Annotated in this window: 19 protein-coding genes; 9 read left to right on the forward strand and 10 right to left on the reverse strand. The window is 29.7% G+C overall.

Annotated features, from left to right (window positions below; translation table 11 throughout):
• Positions 1-319: 319 nt before the first annotated feature.
• Positions 320-2,209 carry a S53 family peptidase gene (locus ACFCYN_RS22750; protein ID WP_172444946.1) on the forward strand — a complete coding sequence of 630 codons (1,890 nt, stop codon included), beginning with the start codon at positions 320-322 and terminating at the stop codon, positions 2,207-2,209.
• A gap of 367 nt (positions 2,210-2,576) precedes the next feature.
• Here the strand turns inward: ACFCYN_RS22750 and ACFCYN_RS22755 are convergent, their stop codons facing one another.
• The gene (locus ACFCYN_RS22755) at positions 2,577-2,882 is read right to left on the reverse strand and encodes an AzlD domain-containing protein (RefSeq protein ID WP_098119736.1); all 306 of its coding nucleotides are present in this window, start codon (positions 2,880-2,882) and stop codon (positions 2,577-2,579) included.
• Positions 2,879-3,619 carry an AzlC family ABC transporter permease gene (locus ACFCYN_RS22760; RefSeq protein WP_172444945.1) on the reverse strand — a complete coding sequence of 247 codons (741 nt, stop codon included), beginning with the start codon at positions 3,617-3,619 and terminating at the stop codon, positions 2,879-2,881. Before ACFCYN_RS22760 ends, ACFCYN_RS22755 begins: the two co-directional genes overlap by 4 nt.
• A gap of 622 nt (positions 3,620-4,241) precedes the next feature.
• On the opposite strand from ACFCYN_RS22760, the gene ACFCYN_RS22765 reads away from it, so the two are divergent.
• Both ACFCYN_RS22765 and ACFCYN_RS22770 read left to right on the forward strand, forming a co-directional pair.
• The gene (locus ACFCYN_RS22765; RefSeq protein ID WP_172444944.1) at positions 4,242-4,949 is read left to right on the forward strand and encodes a cytochrome c biogenesis CcdA family protein; all 708 of its coding nucleotides are present in this window, start codon (positions 4,242-4,244) and stop codon (positions 4,947-4,949) included.
• A 167-nt stretch (positions 4,950-5,116) separates the two neighbouring features.
• Positions 5,117-5,596, forward strand: a complete 480-nt coding sequence (locus ACFCYN_RS22770; protein ID WP_172447627.1) for a CcdC family protein — start codon at positions 5,117-5,119, stop codon at positions 5,594-5,596.
• Positions 5,597-5,643: 47 nt separating this feature from the next.
• Here ACFCYN_RS22770 and ACFCYN_RS22775 read toward each other — a convergent pair whose 3' ends face one another.
• The gene (locus ACFCYN_RS22775; protein ID WP_172444943.1) at positions 5,644-6,075 is read right to left on the reverse strand and encodes a DUF2621 family protein; all 432 of its coding nucleotides are present in this window, start codon (positions 6,073-6,075) and stop codon (positions 5,644-5,646) included.
• A 184-nt stretch (positions 6,076-6,259) separates the two neighbouring features.
• Here ACFCYN_RS22775 and ACFCYN_RS22780 point away from each other — a divergent pair, with 184 nt between their 5' ends.
• Together ACFCYN_RS22780 and ACFCYN_RS22785 are read left to right on the forward strand one after the other, a co-directional pair.
• Positions 6,260-6,730 (forward strand): hypothetical protein, encoded by a 471-nt coding sequence (locus ACFCYN_RS22780; RefSeq protein ID WP_375951986.1) that lies wholly within the window; start codon positions 6,260-6,262, stop codon positions 6,728-6,730.
• Between the two features lie 189 nt (positions 6,731-6,919).
• Positions 6,920-7,624 (forward strand): DsbA family protein, encoded by a 705-nt coding sequence (locus ACFCYN_RS22785; protein WP_172444941.1) that lies wholly within the window; start codon positions 6,920-6,922, stop codon positions 7,622-7,624.
• Positions 7,625-7,672: 48 nt separating this feature from the next.
• Here the strand turns inward: ACFCYN_RS22785 and ACFCYN_RS22790 are convergent, their stop codons facing one another.
• The 3 genes from ACFCYN_RS22790 to sspO form a co-directional block, all read right to left on the reverse strand.
• Positions 7,673-7,828, reverse strand: a complete 156-nt coding sequence (locus tag ACFCYN_RS22790) for a YfhD family protein (protein WP_172444940.1) — start codon at positions 7,826-7,828, stop codon at positions 7,673-7,675.
• A 27-nt stretch (positions 7,829-7,855) separates the two neighbouring features.
• Complete coding sequence (locus ACFCYN_RS22795) at positions 7,856-7,990, reverse strand: small acid-soluble spore protein P (RefSeq protein WP_098119743.1); 135 nt, start codon at positions 7,988-7,990, stop codon at positions 7,856-7,858.
• Between the two features lie 753 nt (positions 7,991-8,743).
• Positions 8,744-8,890, reverse strand: coding sequence for a small acid-soluble spore protein O (gene sspO, locus ACFCYN_RS22800; RefSeq protein WP_172444939.1), 147 nt, complete (start codon positions 8,888-8,890; stop codon positions 8,744-8,746).
• Between the two features lie 468 nt (positions 8,891-9,358).
• Between sspO and ACFCYN_RS22805 the strand changes: the two genes are divergently transcribed.
• Complete coding sequence (locus ACFCYN_RS22805) at positions 9,359-9,847, forward strand: M15 family metallopeptidase (protein WP_375951989.1); 489 nt, start codon at positions 9,359-9,361, stop codon at positions 9,845-9,847.
• A 306-nt stretch (positions 9,848-10,153) separates the two neighbouring features.
• Here the strand turns inward: ACFCYN_RS22805 and ACFCYN_RS22810 are convergent, their stop codons facing one another.
• Positions 10,154-10,354, reverse strand: coding sequence for a cold-shock protein (locus tag ACFCYN_RS22810; RefSeq protein WP_056474809.1), 201 nt, complete (start codon positions 10,352-10,354; stop codon positions 10,154-10,156).
• A gap of 418 nt (positions 10,355-10,772) precedes the next feature.
• On the opposite strand from ACFCYN_RS22810, the gene ACFCYN_RS22815 reads away from it, so the two are divergent.
• Entirely contained in the window at positions 10,773-11,240 is a 468-nt protein-coding gene (locus tag ACFCYN_RS22815; RefSeq protein ID WP_172444937.1) for a CarD family transcriptional regulator, read from the forward strand.
• A gap of 425 nt (positions 11,241-11,665) precedes the next feature.
• Here the strand turns inward: ACFCYN_RS22815 and ACFCYN_RS22820 are convergent, their stop codons facing one another.
• Positions 11,666-11,878 carry a hypothetical protein gene (locus ACFCYN_RS22820; RefSeq protein WP_172444936.1) on the reverse strand — a complete coding sequence of 71 codons (213 nt, stop codon included), beginning with the start codon at positions 11,876-11,878 and terminating at the stop codon, positions 11,666-11,668.
• A gap of 166 nt (positions 11,879-12,044) precedes the next feature.
• On the opposite strand from ACFCYN_RS22820, the gene ACFCYN_RS22825 reads away from it, so the two are divergent.
• The gene (locus ACFCYN_RS22825; protein ID WP_375951991.1) at positions 12,045-13,454 is read left to right on the forward strand and encodes a SpoVR family protein; all 1,410 of its coding nucleotides are present in this window, start codon (positions 12,045-12,047) and stop codon (positions 13,452-13,454) included.
• Positions 13,455-13,728: 274 nt separating this feature from the next.
• Here ACFCYN_RS22825 and ACFCYN_RS22830 read toward each other — a convergent pair whose 3' ends face one another.
• Entirely contained in the window at positions 13,729-13,896 is a 168-nt protein-coding gene (locus ACFCYN_RS22830) for a hypothetical protein (protein ID WP_375951993.1), read from the reverse strand.
• 1,220 nt (positions 13,897-15,116) lie between these two features.
• Here ACFCYN_RS22830 and ACFCYN_RS22835 point away from each other — a divergent pair.
• A complete protein-coding gene (locus ACFCYN_RS22835; protein ID WP_172444933.1) occupies positions 15,117-15,455 on the forward strand; it encodes a hypothetical protein in 339 nt (112 codons plus the stop codon).
• A gap of 166 nt (positions 15,456-15,621) precedes the next feature.
• On the opposite strand, the gene ACFCYN_RS22840 is transcribed toward ACFCYN_RS22835, so the two are convergent.
• Complete coding sequence (locus ACFCYN_RS22840) at positions 15,622-15,975, reverse strand: hypothetical protein (protein WP_172444932.1); 354 nt, start codon at positions 15,973-15,975, stop codon at positions 15,622-15,624.
• Positions 15,976-16,134: the final 159 nt, after the last annotated feature.

A 16,134-nucleotide genomic window follows, 5' to 3' on the forward strand; every position in this document is an offset into this window, starting at 1 on the left:
GGTTAAAACACATAAAAATTAGTGGGATATAAGTTAATTTATTTTAATTTAACTCGATCGTCATTTATTTTAAAAAGGGAAATATTACTAATAAAATTACGTAAAATGTTGAAAAAGTTCGGATATTGATGTATTTTAGAACTTTTTATCGAATAATATTTCTTTTGTTAGACTATTTCGAGAATTATAATCGGTAACAGAGAATAAATTTAGTATTTTGCAATTTAATAATAAAAATATATAGATATTAAGTTTATTATTCTGATATATCAGTGTTTTGAGATAGGATTATTACATACTTCACAAGGAGGAATTTACTTTGAAAAACTGGAAAATACCATTGATGTCTGTAGCAGCGGCGAGTTCTTTATTATTTATTAACACACCAACTTCTAAGGTAGCAGCAGCGGTAAATCAGGAAGTTGCACAAGGTACTGGGGCTGCTGTACTTGACGGAACTAATTATTTTGGGGATATGGATCCTAATACTACTTTATCGATTGATTTTGTAATGAAAATTCAAAATAAAGATGAATTAGAAAAATTTATTAAGGAAACAACTACACCATATTCTCCTCATTACCGAAATTATTTAAATGTGAATGAATTCAAAGCCAAATATGCACCGAATCCAGCTTATATCCATTCTGTTACATCTTACCTGCAAGGATTTGGTTTAAAAACAGATGTTCATGCAAATAATTTAACGATTACAGCAACTGGAACAGTAGCTCAATTAAACAAAGCATTAAATGTAGAATTAAAATATGCTAGTTTTAAAGGAAAGAGAATTCATGCTACTAAAAAGCATCCAACTTTACCAAAAGTAATTTCAGATAATATTTTATGTGTTTTAGGTTTAAATAATTATTCAAATTTAGAATCAAGAGCTGTTAAACAACCAACAGTAATTGATAAGAAAGATGTACCAGCTGGCCCGCTTAGTTTAACACCTCAAGATTTACAAAATCATTACAATGTGGACCCACTTTATAAAAAAGGTGCTACTGGAGCAGGACAAACACTCGGTATTGTTACATTAGCTGAATTTAATACTGATGATGCTTATAAATTCTGGGATAATATGGGCATTCAAACTAAGCCAAATCGTATTAAAGTAACCGATGTAGATGGTGGTTCTGGTTGGGATGGTTATGAAGAAACTACATTAGATGTACAACAATCAGGTGCAATTGCACCACAAGCAAATATTAATGTGTATGTAGGACCAAACTCTGATACTGGATTTGTAGATGCTTTCTCTAATGCAATTAATGATAATGTAGCTAAACAAATTTCAGTAAGCTGGGGATCAAGTGAATTAAGTATTGATTCATATGTACAACAACAAATGGAAGCACCAGAGTATGAAGAAACATTTAATCAATTATTTATGCAAGCTGCAGCACAAGGTATTTCAATGTTTGCATCAGCAGGAGATGCAGGTGCTTATGATGAAACTAGAGGGGATAATAAAGTTTTTAAATTAACTGCCGATTTCCCAGCTGCAAGCCCTTATATTACTGCAGCAGGTGGTACGACATTACCTTTCCAATTCCACTCTAATTCAACTGGACTCGATGTGAAAGTAAACGAAGAACGTGCATGGGGTTGGGATTATTTACATGACTACTTCAAAGCAAGAAATATTGACGATGTCAATTTAGTTAATGGTGGTGGGGGAGGTTTTAGTACGTATTTTGATACCCCTGATTATCAAAAAGGAGTTAGTGGAGTTAACAAATATACTGCAGTAGATGAGTTTAAAATTTCATCTGATTTATCAAGTGTTACTTATAAAAACCCTACTACCATTACAGGTAAAGATTCAGGCCGTAACATTCCGGATGTATCGATGGCTGCTGACCCATACACTGGATATTATGTATATTTAAGTGATCCAGGCCAACCGGGAACAAATTCAGGTTATGCTGTTTATGGAGGAACTAGTCTCGTATCACCACAATTAAACGGTTTAACAGCGTTAATAAATAGTGCAGAGCATACACAAGTAGGTTTTTGGAATCCACAAATTTACCGTTTCGCGCAAGAAAATTCATCACCTTTCACACCATTAAATAAAGCAGGCGATAAAAACGATAATTTATTTTACTCTGGAACACCAGGTACGCTTTATAACCAAGCTACTGGTCTTGGAATTCCAGACGTTGCAAAATTAGCTGATAAATTTGGATCACCAAACAAATAAGCATTTATAAAAAAAGTCGCATTTTTAGCGACTTTTTTTTGTTTTTTTATTTTGTAATAGAAACACCGCGAATTTAAAAAAATTACATACTCAAGTAAGAATATGAGTAAGTAAAAACGATGAAGGCGATAAATACATTCTCATAAGTGGTTCATGAGTTAAAAAAAGAGATGAAATAAGAAAGTTCTTAACTCATAGGGTGTTCATGAGTATGTAAATAAGCAAAATTAAGTAAAACCTCTTCTCAAAACAGTCTATATTAGAAATCCACTACAACCAATATTACTTAACCTATTTAATGCTGGAAACTAATTAATAAACGCATTTTTAAACACTATGACTAGTAAAGATTAATAGTTAACAATGTTTAAATAAAATATAGCTTCAAAATTAAAACAGTTCCAATTGCACCAAATACAACAAAGATAATATGTAATCTCAGTAACGATAAGATAATTGCGACGGCCCCGCCAATTAAACCGACGCTCATATTTCCTTTTTGAACACTAAGTATGCCAGGGAAAATTAATGCACCTAATGCAGCATATGGGACCCCTTTTAGCCACGATGTTACCCAATTTGGAAATTGAATCCGATCAACTAAAAATACAGGAATAATTCGAGGAATCATCGTGACTAAGCACATTCCTAATACAAGTAAAAAGATAATCATTCTTTGGAATCTCCTCTCATTAAACCAATTGCAAGGAAACTAGCAAGGATTGATGACAAAATTAATGACCAGCCTTGAGTTAATATTGTTGAAAAAAAGAAATTTAAAAGCATACTAACTAAAACAATTAAACATGCTCGCCAATTTGTACGAATTGCTGGTGTTAATAAGCCAATAAACATAGCGTATAAAGAAATACCCATGCTTTCACTAATGATTTTAGGGATTAGCTTCGAGAAAATAACTCCCAAAATTGTCCCACTTATCCAAGTACTGTAAGCAATTGTATGTAAAGTAATTAAATAAGTAGATGAATAATTAGTTTTACTGTTTTTTTTACCTAAAGTTGTAACAGCAAAATTTTCATCTGTTAGTGTAATAGATAAGTAGACTCGATCCCAAAAGGGTAGCGTTTTAAATTGATGATTAAATGATAGACTCATAACAAAGTTTCTAAAATTTAAAATAAAAGTAGCGATATAAATTTGAAAAAAACTCACGCCTGCTAAATACATTGATAACCCCATAAACTGACTTGCACCAGCATATACTAGCGCACTGAATGAAAGTGTATTTACTACATCAATGTTTGCTTGCTTTGCGATTAATCCAAATGTAAAAGCTACAGGCAAATATCCAATGATTAATGGAATAGCTGCTAAGAATCCTTCCTTTATATCTTTAGTCCGATTAGCATTCGATTGCGTCGGTTTTGATTGCTGTAAAACAGTAGACATATAAAATAAGAACTCCTTTCAATAAAAGTATCCAGTAAAGCTTAGGACGATAGCTTATTAATTATTCCTGATGCCATAAAAGATTGTCATATGATTATACTATAAATAGTTTAGAATTTTCTTAATAATTAAATTTAATTCCAATAAATTTGAGAGCGTTTTTGAATTTTACAATTACTATTAAAGTTAAAAAGTAGAAATTTTAAACATGATATAACTGAAACATCATCCGTGAAACTTATAAATATAAGGTAATATTTCCACATAATAAATGATCAGGACTACTATTAATAATAAAGTTGGCCATATTTTTTTAAACATTTTCCCACCCAATTAATAAAATCGTTTATTAAAAAGTGTGCCGGAATTTAAGTGAAATTATTCCATATTATTCAAAATGTGAAATTATTATTAAGTGTATTTCGTAAAGATTCTAGAAAACCTAGTAGATTTTGTGTAGGAGCGTAAAATTTTTCTAAATACATTTTCTATTTGTATTCATAAAAACAAGCGTGAATTAATAATTTGTACCATTCGGTGTATTAACTACTTTTAATACTAAATAAAAAACAATTCTGTTATAATGTTAACTAGAATGTAAGTTGAGAAGGGATGTAAGTTGATGGGGGATTTAAATATTGGTATTGCATTTGGAGCGGGATTTCTCTCCTTTATTTCTCCATGCTGTTTACCGATTTATCCAGCGTTTTTGTCGTATATTACAGGGGTATCTTTAAGCGATTTGCAAAATGAGAAAAGAATACATAAAAGTAAAACTTTACTACATACTTTGTTTTTTTTACTAGGTTTTACGTTAATTTTCATTGTATTAGGGTTTAGTACTTCAATAATTGGTTCTTTTTTTATGAGATATCAAGATTTTATTCGTCAAGTTGGAGCGATATTAATTGTATTTTTAGGTTTAGTTGTTACAGGAATTTTTCAACCGAAGTTTTTAATGAGTGATCGACGAATTCAATTTTCAAAACGTCCATCTGGATTTCTAGGTTCTACTTTAATTGGGTTAGCATTTGCAGCAGGGTGGACACCTTGTACTGGACCAATTTTAACTTCAGTATTTGCATTAGCTGTGAGTAATCCTGGTTCAAGTTTATTTTATATGTTAGCGTATACACTTGGATTTTCGATCCCATTTTTTGTATTGTCATTTTATTTAGGTTCATTAACTTGGATTAAAAAGCATTCACATAAAATCGTAGTTTTCGGTGGATATATAATGATTATTATGGGGATCATGTTATATTTTGACTGGTTAACTAAAATTACAATTTATTTCACTAGATTTTTTGGCGGATTTACAGGTTTTTAATTATATTTAAAGTTAAAACTGAAATGTCAAGTGATAAAAATATGCAGGTTTTGAAGTTAATGGATTTGCAACAGTAAAGAAGAAACTGTATTATATAATCAGTTTAAATAAGGAAATATTTTTCTTAAAGATATAGATAAAAGGTAGTGAAAAAAATGAGTAAAAATATGAGTATAATATTTAGTACAGTTATAGCAACTTGTATGGCATTAGGCGTAATTGTAGTTAGACTAAAAGCTGCTAAAAAGCCTACAAACTTAAGAAAAATAATTTTACCTCCATTTTTTATGAGTTCTGGAGCATTAATGTATTTAGTACCGGAGTTCAGATTAACAGGAACTGAAGTTTTAGAAGCTGTTTGTATGGGGATTTTCTTTTCGTTATTCCTTATTAAAACGTCTAAATTTGAAATCGTAGACAATGAAATTTATTTAAAAAGATCTAAATCATTCGTATTTATCTTACTTGGTTTATTAGTTGTTCGTATCGTTATGAAGTTATACTTAAGTTCGTCAATCGATGTAGGCCAATTAAGCGGGATGTTCTTCTTACTTGCTTTTTCAATGATTGTGCCTTGGAGATTAGCAATGTACAAATCATATCAAAAGTTGAGAAGACAACTTCCTTCAAATACAATTATTACATGATAAAACGTGTACCAATTCGGTACACGTTTTATTTTTGAAAAAAGATTTTATTTTGCAAGTAAATGCTTATAATCCGTGAAATCGATTTCTTTTTTCTTTAAAGTTTTAACTAAAAAAGCATGATCTCGTTTCGGTGTTGCTTTAATATAACCTTCAATAATTAAACCTTGTGTAATTTGTGTTGCGTTATTAAGTAGTGCTAATTCACCGATTTTACCTGCAATTTTATCTCGAGCAATATCTCTAAATAAAGATGGTACAGGTTTTACTAATTCTTCTAGTAAATCTTTTTGTTCAGATGACCAAAAATCTTTTGTTTTTAGTAAATATTCTTCCTGCCAATCTAAGATTGATTTTCCATCCTCTTTCGGCATTCGTTTTAAAAACTTTCTGAACATAAAGTATCCGCCTATTGACATCATTCCTAATAAGAAAATTGTCCATAAGACAATCATAATTTGTGAAAAGAATGAAAACATATGTATCCTCCTTGTATTAGGTAACATAACACTATTATAGTAAGAAAATATGACAAGTATCAAGCTAGTACATAGGATTTTTGTCAAAAAATGACCATTTATTTTTAAGTACTAGTTTCATTTTAGGTATTTGAATCATATAGTAGATAAAACGAAGAAAAAAGTCGTAGAGGAGGCTAAAGATGTGAAACAAACTAAATTCTCTTCTCACTTTACTTTTTTAAGTGTTTTATTTTACTTGGCCGCAAGTTCTATCTTCCTTATCGTACTGTACAAGTTAATTTCAATGTTACTTGGCAATGGGAATGATTTAAAAACTTATTTACAAATTGCGGTTGTAATCATTGTTTTAAGTATTACAGCTTTCCGGTTAATAAGAAGTGATATTGTGTTAAATCAAGATGATATTATTATTCATAAAGGTATTCTTACTCTTAAATTTAAAATTCATGATATTACAGAAATTAAACAATTAGTTGAAGTCTATGGAAAAAATAAAGAACTTATTACATTATTAATTCATATAAATGAATCGATTCAACCGATTATTTTAACACTTGAAAATCCAAAAGCTTTTATTAGAGAGCTAATAAAATTGAATTCAGAAATAAAATTTGATGAAGAATTGATTGTTCTAGTAAATAAAAACAATTAAAAAATAAAGGGGTCGTCCACTCATGGGCGACCCTAGTTATATTCGTTAAATATTGTTGAGTTGATTTTATGATCACATATAGTCGTAAAAATTGAATTATTGTCTAATGTGAGTGTTATGAATAGTTAGGATAAACCCTTTATGTTACAATATTGAATAGTACATAAATGTAGGGGGAATAAAGCACTAATGAGTAAAAAGAAGAAATCTAATAGTAATCAAACTTTTGCTATTTCTGTGTTTATTGGTATCGTAGTTTTAGTTGGAGCGTTATTCTTAGTTTCACATCTACAAAAGAAAAAAACGGAAGAAGTTTACCCAACTATAGCTGGAGTAAGTGATGTAAAGGTTGATGGTTTTGATACGAAGGAGCAGCCAACATTTAGTAATAAAGATGCAAAGGTTGAAGTAGTTGAATTTGGTGACTACAAATGTCCAATCTGTGCACAGTGGAATAAAATCGTATTTCCACAACTTAAAGCTGATTATATTGACAAAGGTTTAATCAATTTTTCATTTATTAACTATCCATTTATTTCGAAGGATTCAAACTTAGCAGCACTTGCATCTGAAGTTATCTATAAAACGCACAAAGATTCATTTTGGAAATTTCAAGAGCAAATTTATTTAAAGCAAGAAGATGAAACAACAACTTGGGCTACACCAGATAAATTAGCAAGTATTGCGAAATCTGTTATTCCGGATTTAAATGTAAAACAATTTAAAAAAGACTTATATAAAAAAGACGCAATGAAACAAGTCGCTAATGATGTTGCGATTGCTGGTCATTATGGCGTAAACGGTACTCCTACAATTTTTGTAAATGGAAAAGCAGTTGATAATCCAAGTTTAGAATCAATTAAAGCAGCTATCGATGCTGAGGTAAATAAATAAGATTAAAAAAGGTATGCGAGCATAATCGCATACCTTTTTTGTACAAGTTTACTGTTTCTTTTTCACACGTGCATCTGCTTGAGCTGAACGCTCCTGCGCTTGTATATCCTCTTGGTCAGCTAATTCTGCTGAGTACTCAACATCTAGTCCATCTGGTGTTATATTCTGATTAATTTTATTCGTTCCATTACTTTTCTTCTTCAACTTAAAAACCCTCCATTAAATTTAAAATTACATATCGTGGCTGCTATGTTTTTTCTGTCTAGAATGATTTTGGTTCTTTACTTTATGAGAACCACTTAATGGTTTTGGTTGACCACTTTCATGATCGATTGGACTATTTCGTTTTGACGATTTGTTTGTCATTCTTGTCACCTTCCTTTATGAATAGCTTTAGTTGTATTGAAAAAAATATGCCACAATGAAAAATTTACTAATTCTAAAATGTAAGCGTTTTAATCGTTTTTTCCTACTAATTTTTGATAACCATTTTCCATATAATAAATAAATTAATGAAAGGGAGGAATTTATATGATTTAATTCAGTTTTGAATCATTAATAATAGAAAGTTTGAGAAAATTATTTTTCATAATTTTAAGATAAAAAAACGACAAACAATTTTTAAATATATATTTTCTAAGAAATTACTAGAGTAAAAGTTAATTTTTTTAGTTTGTCTGACTCTTTTGATGTATGAAACAAGTAATTTGACCAATACTAGTAATAGTCAAAATGAAAGAGGAGACTGATACTGATTATGCAAGTTCTAGCGGTTTGTCTTATATATTCGGGTGTGATCGTACTCTATCTCTTGTTCAAGAAAGTTCAATATAATAAGAGACAAAGAAACGTAATTAATTTTTTCCTATACTATAATCGAAGAAAAAGTAATGTTAATAGAGAGACAAAAAGAACTGGTGACATTATTTATTTAATGCCGCAATCGACAATGAACAGAGGTATTCTAAGAAAACGTAAAGATGATTTTGAGTAATAATCAAAAAAATTTAAAAATAGCAAGCAATTTGGCGATTGCTTGCTATTTTTTTGTTCATAAATTGGCGACGGATTAAGTAGTGTATAACTACCAATATTTCTTTACAAATCGTCGAGTTTACTTTATTGTCTTTTTTTAGTCTTTTTATTGTTTAATTTATATTCTGCTGAAAGTGGCTCTTGTGCAGTTTCTTCATTGAAACCAGCAGCTTTTCCTTGCTCAACGGATGCAGACATACCACTACCTGAATTATTTTTACGTCTAGACATGTAAATTCCTCCTTAAATATAAGGCTCTATGATTTATTTTCTGTATATCTTCCTAAAAAAAGCCTTGAGAATTAGTTGAACAAAGCCTTTTATAAAAAATAGTCTTTCCTTTATTTTTTTAAGTAGCCTAATTATCTATATGGTAATTTTTGTGAGGAGAAAACAATTTGTATACATAAAGTCATGGTTAAGTAAAAAACCATTGGTCTTTTAGACTAATATTACAAACCGTTTCCATTGTTCGTGAATATATTGACATATGTCTTCTATTTTCTGATTGAACTAAATTATTGTGAAAAGTCTTCCTATTAGGATGGCTTTTTTTAATTTATTAAAAAGGAGAAATAATAAAAGACAAATCCAACTTATCACGAAAGAAATTTATCAAATTTAAATAAGTTAGCTCCAAATACAAAGCAGGCAGCCTTAAAATGGTATAATTACTGCGTAAAAAACAATGTAAATGTTTTGATTTACGAATCTACCCGCACAAAGGAGCGTCAAGAAGAACTTGTCGATAATGGTAAATCTCAAACTAGAAAATCCTATCATATCGTAGGCCAAGCGTTTGATTTTGTGCCAATAGTAAATGGCAAGGAAGGGTGGAACTCATACGATTTAGAACTATACATAAAATATGCTAAATCTCTCGGTTTTACATGGGGAGGAGATTGGAAGGGATTTGTAGATGAACCACATTTGCAATTTGAATACAAAGGCTATGGTACTGATAAAACTTTAGAAAATAAGCCAAAGCCACCTGTATATCCAGGAAAAATAATTAAAAAAGGTTCAAAAGGAAAAAATGTACAACTTGTACAAAAAGAATTAGGAATCAATGCAGATAGCATATTTGGACCAATAACAGATCAAGCGGTTAGAAACTTTCAAAAGAAAAATGGTTTATCAGTGGATGGAAAAGTAGGGCCTATAACATCGTCTAAATTATTTAATTAAAAGTTCTGTTAAAGTAAAATGAAAGGATTATTCGTCCTTTCATTGTAGTTGAATAAGGAACATTTTATTACTACATCATAGTTAAGCAAGCTTAATCCGTTTTAAACAAACAATCTTCTTTAAAAGATATTTAGTGGATATTTGTATATTCATTTTATTTGGGCTATAATACATTAAACCATTTTCTTTACCATGATCCACGTTGAATTTTACCCTTATTCTATTTATGAATAAGGGTTTTTTATATTATAAGTTATAAAAAAAAAGTCAGATTCTAGTTGATAGAATCCGACTTCTTTGAGTTAATTATGCTTTTTTAACGTTAGTTGCTTGTGGTCCGCGTTGTCCTTGTCCTACTTCAAATGTTACTGCTTGACCTTCATCTAATGATTTGAATCCGTCAGTTTGAATTGCTGAGAAGTGAACGAATACATCATCACCGTTTTCACGCTCAATAAATCCAAACCCTTTTTCTGCATTAAACCATTTTACTTTACCATGTTCCATTTTTATTTCCTCCTAGTGCGATTTACACACATTAATATTTCAATAATAACATTTAAAATAAAAATAAGCAAATTCACCTAATTAAACATAAATGACATAACATATTTTATATGACCAATACTAAACTTTCTATTACTTAAGACGCTTTCTTTTAAATAATTAATTGAATACGTCTTCTTTAGTATTGTTATGCTTACAATATTGCCGAATAATATTTTCATGGCAGTTGAACAACATGAGCCAACTGATTGATTCTTTTTTTGGTCTTTAGTCATTAATTTTGAAAATGAAAGCACTTACTAAAAATTCTATTTATTTATTGACATGACTTATTTGTAAATGATAAAATATTTATTTTGACAAAAAAATAATAAATGTTATGCTTATATAGGTTAGTAATTAAATGGGGGTGTAGATTATGTTTGAAGTTGGTGATAATATTTTTTATCCAATGCAAGGAGCAGGTGTAATCGAATCTATAGAAGAAAAAGAAGTTCAAGGTGAAGTACTGGAGTATTTTATTATAAGATTACTAATTAAAAAGATGGAAGTAATGATTCCTATTTCGAAAATGGATAATTCAAGAATTAGAATGGTCGTTGATTCATATACTCTTGACAATATATTAAAAAATTTCCAAAATGGAGAATCTGATCGTTCTCTTTCATACAAACAAAGGTTTAAGCTAAATACTGAGAAAATGAAAACAGGTAATATTGAAGAAGGCGCAGAAGTAGTACGTGATTTAATGCGTATAGATAAAGAAAAATCTCTTAATTCAAGTGAAAAACAGATGTTAGGTAACGCAAGTAAAATATTTATAAGCGAACTTGTATTAGTTAAAGGGATTACAGAAATTCAAGCCAAAGAACTATTATTCGGGTAAAAAAATATCATTTAAACTTACTTTAATGAAGATTACAGAATTTTAAATTTTCAAATCGTGTATGAAACGAAACTCCTTATATTAAGAAAATAGTAAAGCCTCGTTTGATACTATTGTTACACCTTTTAAATTCCATTAATAATATAGTGTTTGTAATTAAATATAATTAATCAAATGATGAAATAATACACCAAATGTATTGTATTGAGACCTTTAGTAATTAGCAGAAATTTCATTATCAGTAAGGTACCCATGAAAATACATTTTTAATTGAAGAGCTGCTTTTAATGTGGACCATTATATTTATCGAATAACTGAAGACTACTAAGGTCGAAATTTTAAAAAGAACTTTAAGAGGTCTTTTTTTTTGAATCATTTGTATCTATTTAATATTCAATTTGTTCTACGACAAAAAAGCATCCAATTTAATTGGATGCATATTTAAGTATTCCACTTAAAAAGAGTGAATCTCCAAGCTGTGTGCACTCTTTTAGTTTGATTAATCCATCTAGTTCTAGTTCCTTAGCTAGTTTTTCAATCATATTTGTATCATTTTCCAAGGAATTTTTAATGTTGATTAAAAAGAAATTTCCTCTTGTTGCAAGTCGAAGGCTCTTTAATAGATTCTCTTTATTCATTTTCCAAACTCCCTTCTAAATTAGATTAATTCGACACAATAGATGTTTTCTCCTGTAAATTCAATTTAATTACAAATTTTTTGTAGGAGTTATTAATCTAATCTCCATAGTATATTACGTCAAAAATTCTCATACATTGTCAATACACATAGTAGGGGGAATAATAATGAACTCAAATAATTTTCGTGAATTAGAGTATGCAATAGACGAAATTACTGAAATTGCCAAAGGATTTGGACTTGATTATTTTCCAATGAGGTATGAAATATGCCCATCCGATATTATTTACACGTTTGGTGCGTACGGAATGCCAACTAGATATTCTCATTGGAGCTTTGGAAAAAAATTTCATAAGATGAAGTTACAATATGATCTAGGATTAAGTAAGATTTATGAATTAGTGATTAATTCTAATCCATGTTATGCATTTTTACTTAATACCAATAGCCTCATTCAAAATAAATTGATCGTTGCCCATGTACTCGCTCATAGTGATTTCTTTAAAAATAATGTGCGATTTAGTAATACAAAACGAGATATGGTCGAAAGCATGACTGCCACTGCTGAAAGGATTAATCAATATGAACAAAAATATGGGAAAAAGCTAGTAGAAGAATTTTTGAATGCGGCTATAGCTATTCAAGAACATATTGACCCTTCAATTGTAAGAAATAAATTATCGTGGCAATTAGAAGATGAATTGATCCCCCCCGTTTCTCGAGTAGGGCCATATGATGATTTATGGAATTTAGATAATAAAAAAGAAAACATTGCTCCTGTAAAACCTCGAAAAAAGAAATTCCCACCACAACCTGAAAAGGATCTTTTACTATTTATTCAACATTTTAGTCGCGAATTAGAAGAGTGGCAACGAGACATTTTAACAATGTTACGAGAGGAAATGCTTTATTTTTGGCCACAGCTCGAAACAAAAATAATGAATGAGGGATGGGCTAGTCTTTGGCATCAACGTATTTTGAGAGAGTTAGATTTAACATCAGGTGAATCAATTGAATTTGCAAAACTGAATGCAAGTGTACTACAGCCCTCGAAGACAAGTATAAACCCTTACTATTTTGGACTGAAAATGTTTGAGGATATTGAAGAAAGATATAACAATCCATCTGAAGAAATGAAACAATATGGGGTGAAAGTTGGTTCTGGAACTGAAAAAATTTTTGAAGTACGTGAGCTTGAATCAGATACTAGTTTTATTAGAAACTATTTATCAAAAGAATTTGTTATGAACAAAGACTTGTACTTGTTTAATAAACAGGGAAAAGAATATAAGATTAATGATAAAAGTTGGGTGAATGTACGTGATCAATTGGTAAATATGCGTACGAATGGAGGATACCCATATATTACTGTAAATGATGGAGACTATCAAAAAAATGGTGAATTGTATTTAAATCATTCATTTGAAGAAATTGAATTAGATCTTAAATATCTTGAAAAAGTTTTACCATATATATACCAATTATGGGGAAGAACGACTCATATTGAGACAAGAATGGATGGAAAAGCTGTATTATTTAGTTATGACGGCACTAATATAAATCGTAAAAATTTGTAAATGCCTGTTTAGACGTATTTTTATTTTAGCTGTTTTCGTAAACCTTGTTGGTTTAAAAAGAGATATGTTGATTACCGTTATTCATTGTACCACGACCAAACAAGTACTCTCCACATTTTGAGCGAAATCTATAATATCAGAAGTGAAATACGGGACTTTTAACTTCCCTGTCGTGATAATTCATATTTCGCATAATATGCATATAAAAGAAATCCTATAATTAAAAATAATATGGATATTAACCATGTATTTATGTAATTTCCAAAAGACCAAATTAATACCAATTCTGAATTCTTACTAATATTCTTGTTTTATTCTTAATAACGTGTTTTGTAGTACAATGCTTACAAACTAAAGGTTTAATGGTCCAACCAACAATAGTACTTTCAATTACAATCCATTTAAATAGATGACCACAACCTAAACATTTTTGAATACTCAAAATAACACCCTTTCATTTTAAAAACCTTTTCATTCCATTAATTGTAATTAATCATGAAAATATTAGAAAGATGGAAATAATGTAAACATTTATCATATCAGAATTACAAATAGTTAAAAGGAGTCGATCATTACGACTCCTTATCTATTTCAACTATCGCATGCGTTAGCCATCCATGAATCCAGGATTCACAACAGTGAATGGAAGTTTAAATCGTTCTCCCATAGTGTTTGAATAGAGTTTTATTCTTTACGAAAATCAAAAGTTGATTTGGAACAATTAATGTTTATGACCATTTATTATAACTGTATCATAGTTTATCCATTTTAAACTTGCTTTCTCTTCTAAGTTTTCATTTTTCACCTCAGTCAAAATAGTTTTTTATATTCTATTTTGATAGTAAAAAAATAAGACCGCCAAAGCAGTCCACCTTATGTAACTAACGCATGCGTTTAGTTGAACAAGAGGAAGTCTGTCTATTGATAGTTAGCCGTTACTAGGGCATAGTAATTCTATATCCAATGCCTTTTTCATTTAGTTCATATTACAGATTAAAGTCCACTTTATTATTTAATATCCTAACCAAACTAAAATAAACGTGATGAATATTGTGCTGAAAAAAATATTGTTAAATACTTAAATACAAAAAAATGCTTATTAAAGAATAAGCATTTTCTACATTAAGCCCTAAGAACTCCTTGTAATTAAGGTTTTTTTATCTTCTGGAACACTTATAGCCGATTCCTTTACAATAACATTTTCTATCCTCAATGCAATAGCTCCTAACCATCTATCCATATTTGGTTTCATTTCCATCGTACAAGTGAAAAATCGAATATGAACAGATTCCTTAGTATCCTTAGTGATACAGGGCAAGCAAGTAAATTCCCTAGGCGCATTAATGCAGCTTCTTTTTTCATGCCGATTATTTCTTTCATGAAGAATGATTCGTAGAAGTTTTTTAGTGGGAACATGGGTATCTTCTCCAAAATGATTTATACAGTATCTATGGCAAAAATAAATCCTCTGAAAAAATTATAATTTTCAGTTCTATAAATAATAAAAAATTACCTCTTTAAATAAAAAATTCTACCAAAAGGAGCTAGAAAAAAATTTCCTAAAACCAAATTATACAGTCAATTTTCCTATATTCATGGCATACACTGATTGTGCTTCAGTCACTATCAGGTGCTCGTCCAAGAATTGAGGGGATTCCAGTTATGAACAACTTCGAGACTATCGCCAAAAGACTTCAGGAAGTAAATAGGGAATTAAAAAGAGTAGAAGAGGAGTATTATTATTTTTCAAATGAATTATTAGATTGGAAGATGAATTTATTTAATATGGAATCAGAGTTAATTGTAAATGGATCGATTGATGGTAAAAATGAACAAATTCGAAATGCACAACTAGCGATTCATACTAAGGAAATTAGAATTGAAGTATTAAAACATGAAAAGTTTTTAAATGCCTTACGTCCAAGAATGTATTCATTACGCAACGAACAAGAAAACTTAAGGTATGTTATAAGATTGCACGAACTGAATAAGAAAAACTAACCCCTTGTCAATGACAGGGGCTATTTTTATTATTCTATACTCCAAATATCCTCAATTTTTAAATTGAGTGTTTTTGATATTTTTAAAGCAACTTCTAAGCTTTGAACACATTTCTCATAAACAATAAAACTTAAAGTGTTTCTTATAGATACTTAATCAATTATATCTAGTTGATTGTAGGTTCCATTCTTTCACGAAGCCCATTGTTAGCTAATTTAGCCATATTTAAAAGGAGCGTTTTAACTTGTATAAAATCTTCTGCTTGTTCTAAATCAAAGATAGCAACTATTTTGTTGTTGTTATCTTTGGAAATTTTCATCTTGTATTTACGTTTATGGAATATTCTTTCTACCATTGATCCACGAACTATTGAAATTCTGTAGCTGTCATTATTATAAACTTCTCCAGCATCAAATCCATTGTATGAAAACATTGTATAGGTATTAGTTGATGGTTTAGATGTAATGATTTCTAAGTTTTTATTGATAATAAATTCTTTCAGTAGGTCAATTTTTGTCAATTTTAAATCCTCCTAGCCTGTATGGCTTTTCTTTTATTTCGGATTGTCAACCTCTGAAATATTAAAGGTTAGAGCTCAAAAATTTAGCTCTCCTTCCTATATAAAAACATGAACTCAACTAATTTTATCATATTAATCTAAATTAAAATAATATTTAGA

Origin of the sequence: Gottfriedia sp. NPDC056225, from assembly GCF_042267765.1 — a bacterium.
Taxonomy (GTDB): Bacteria; Bacillota; Bacilli; order Bacillales; family Bacillaceae_G; genus Gottfriedia.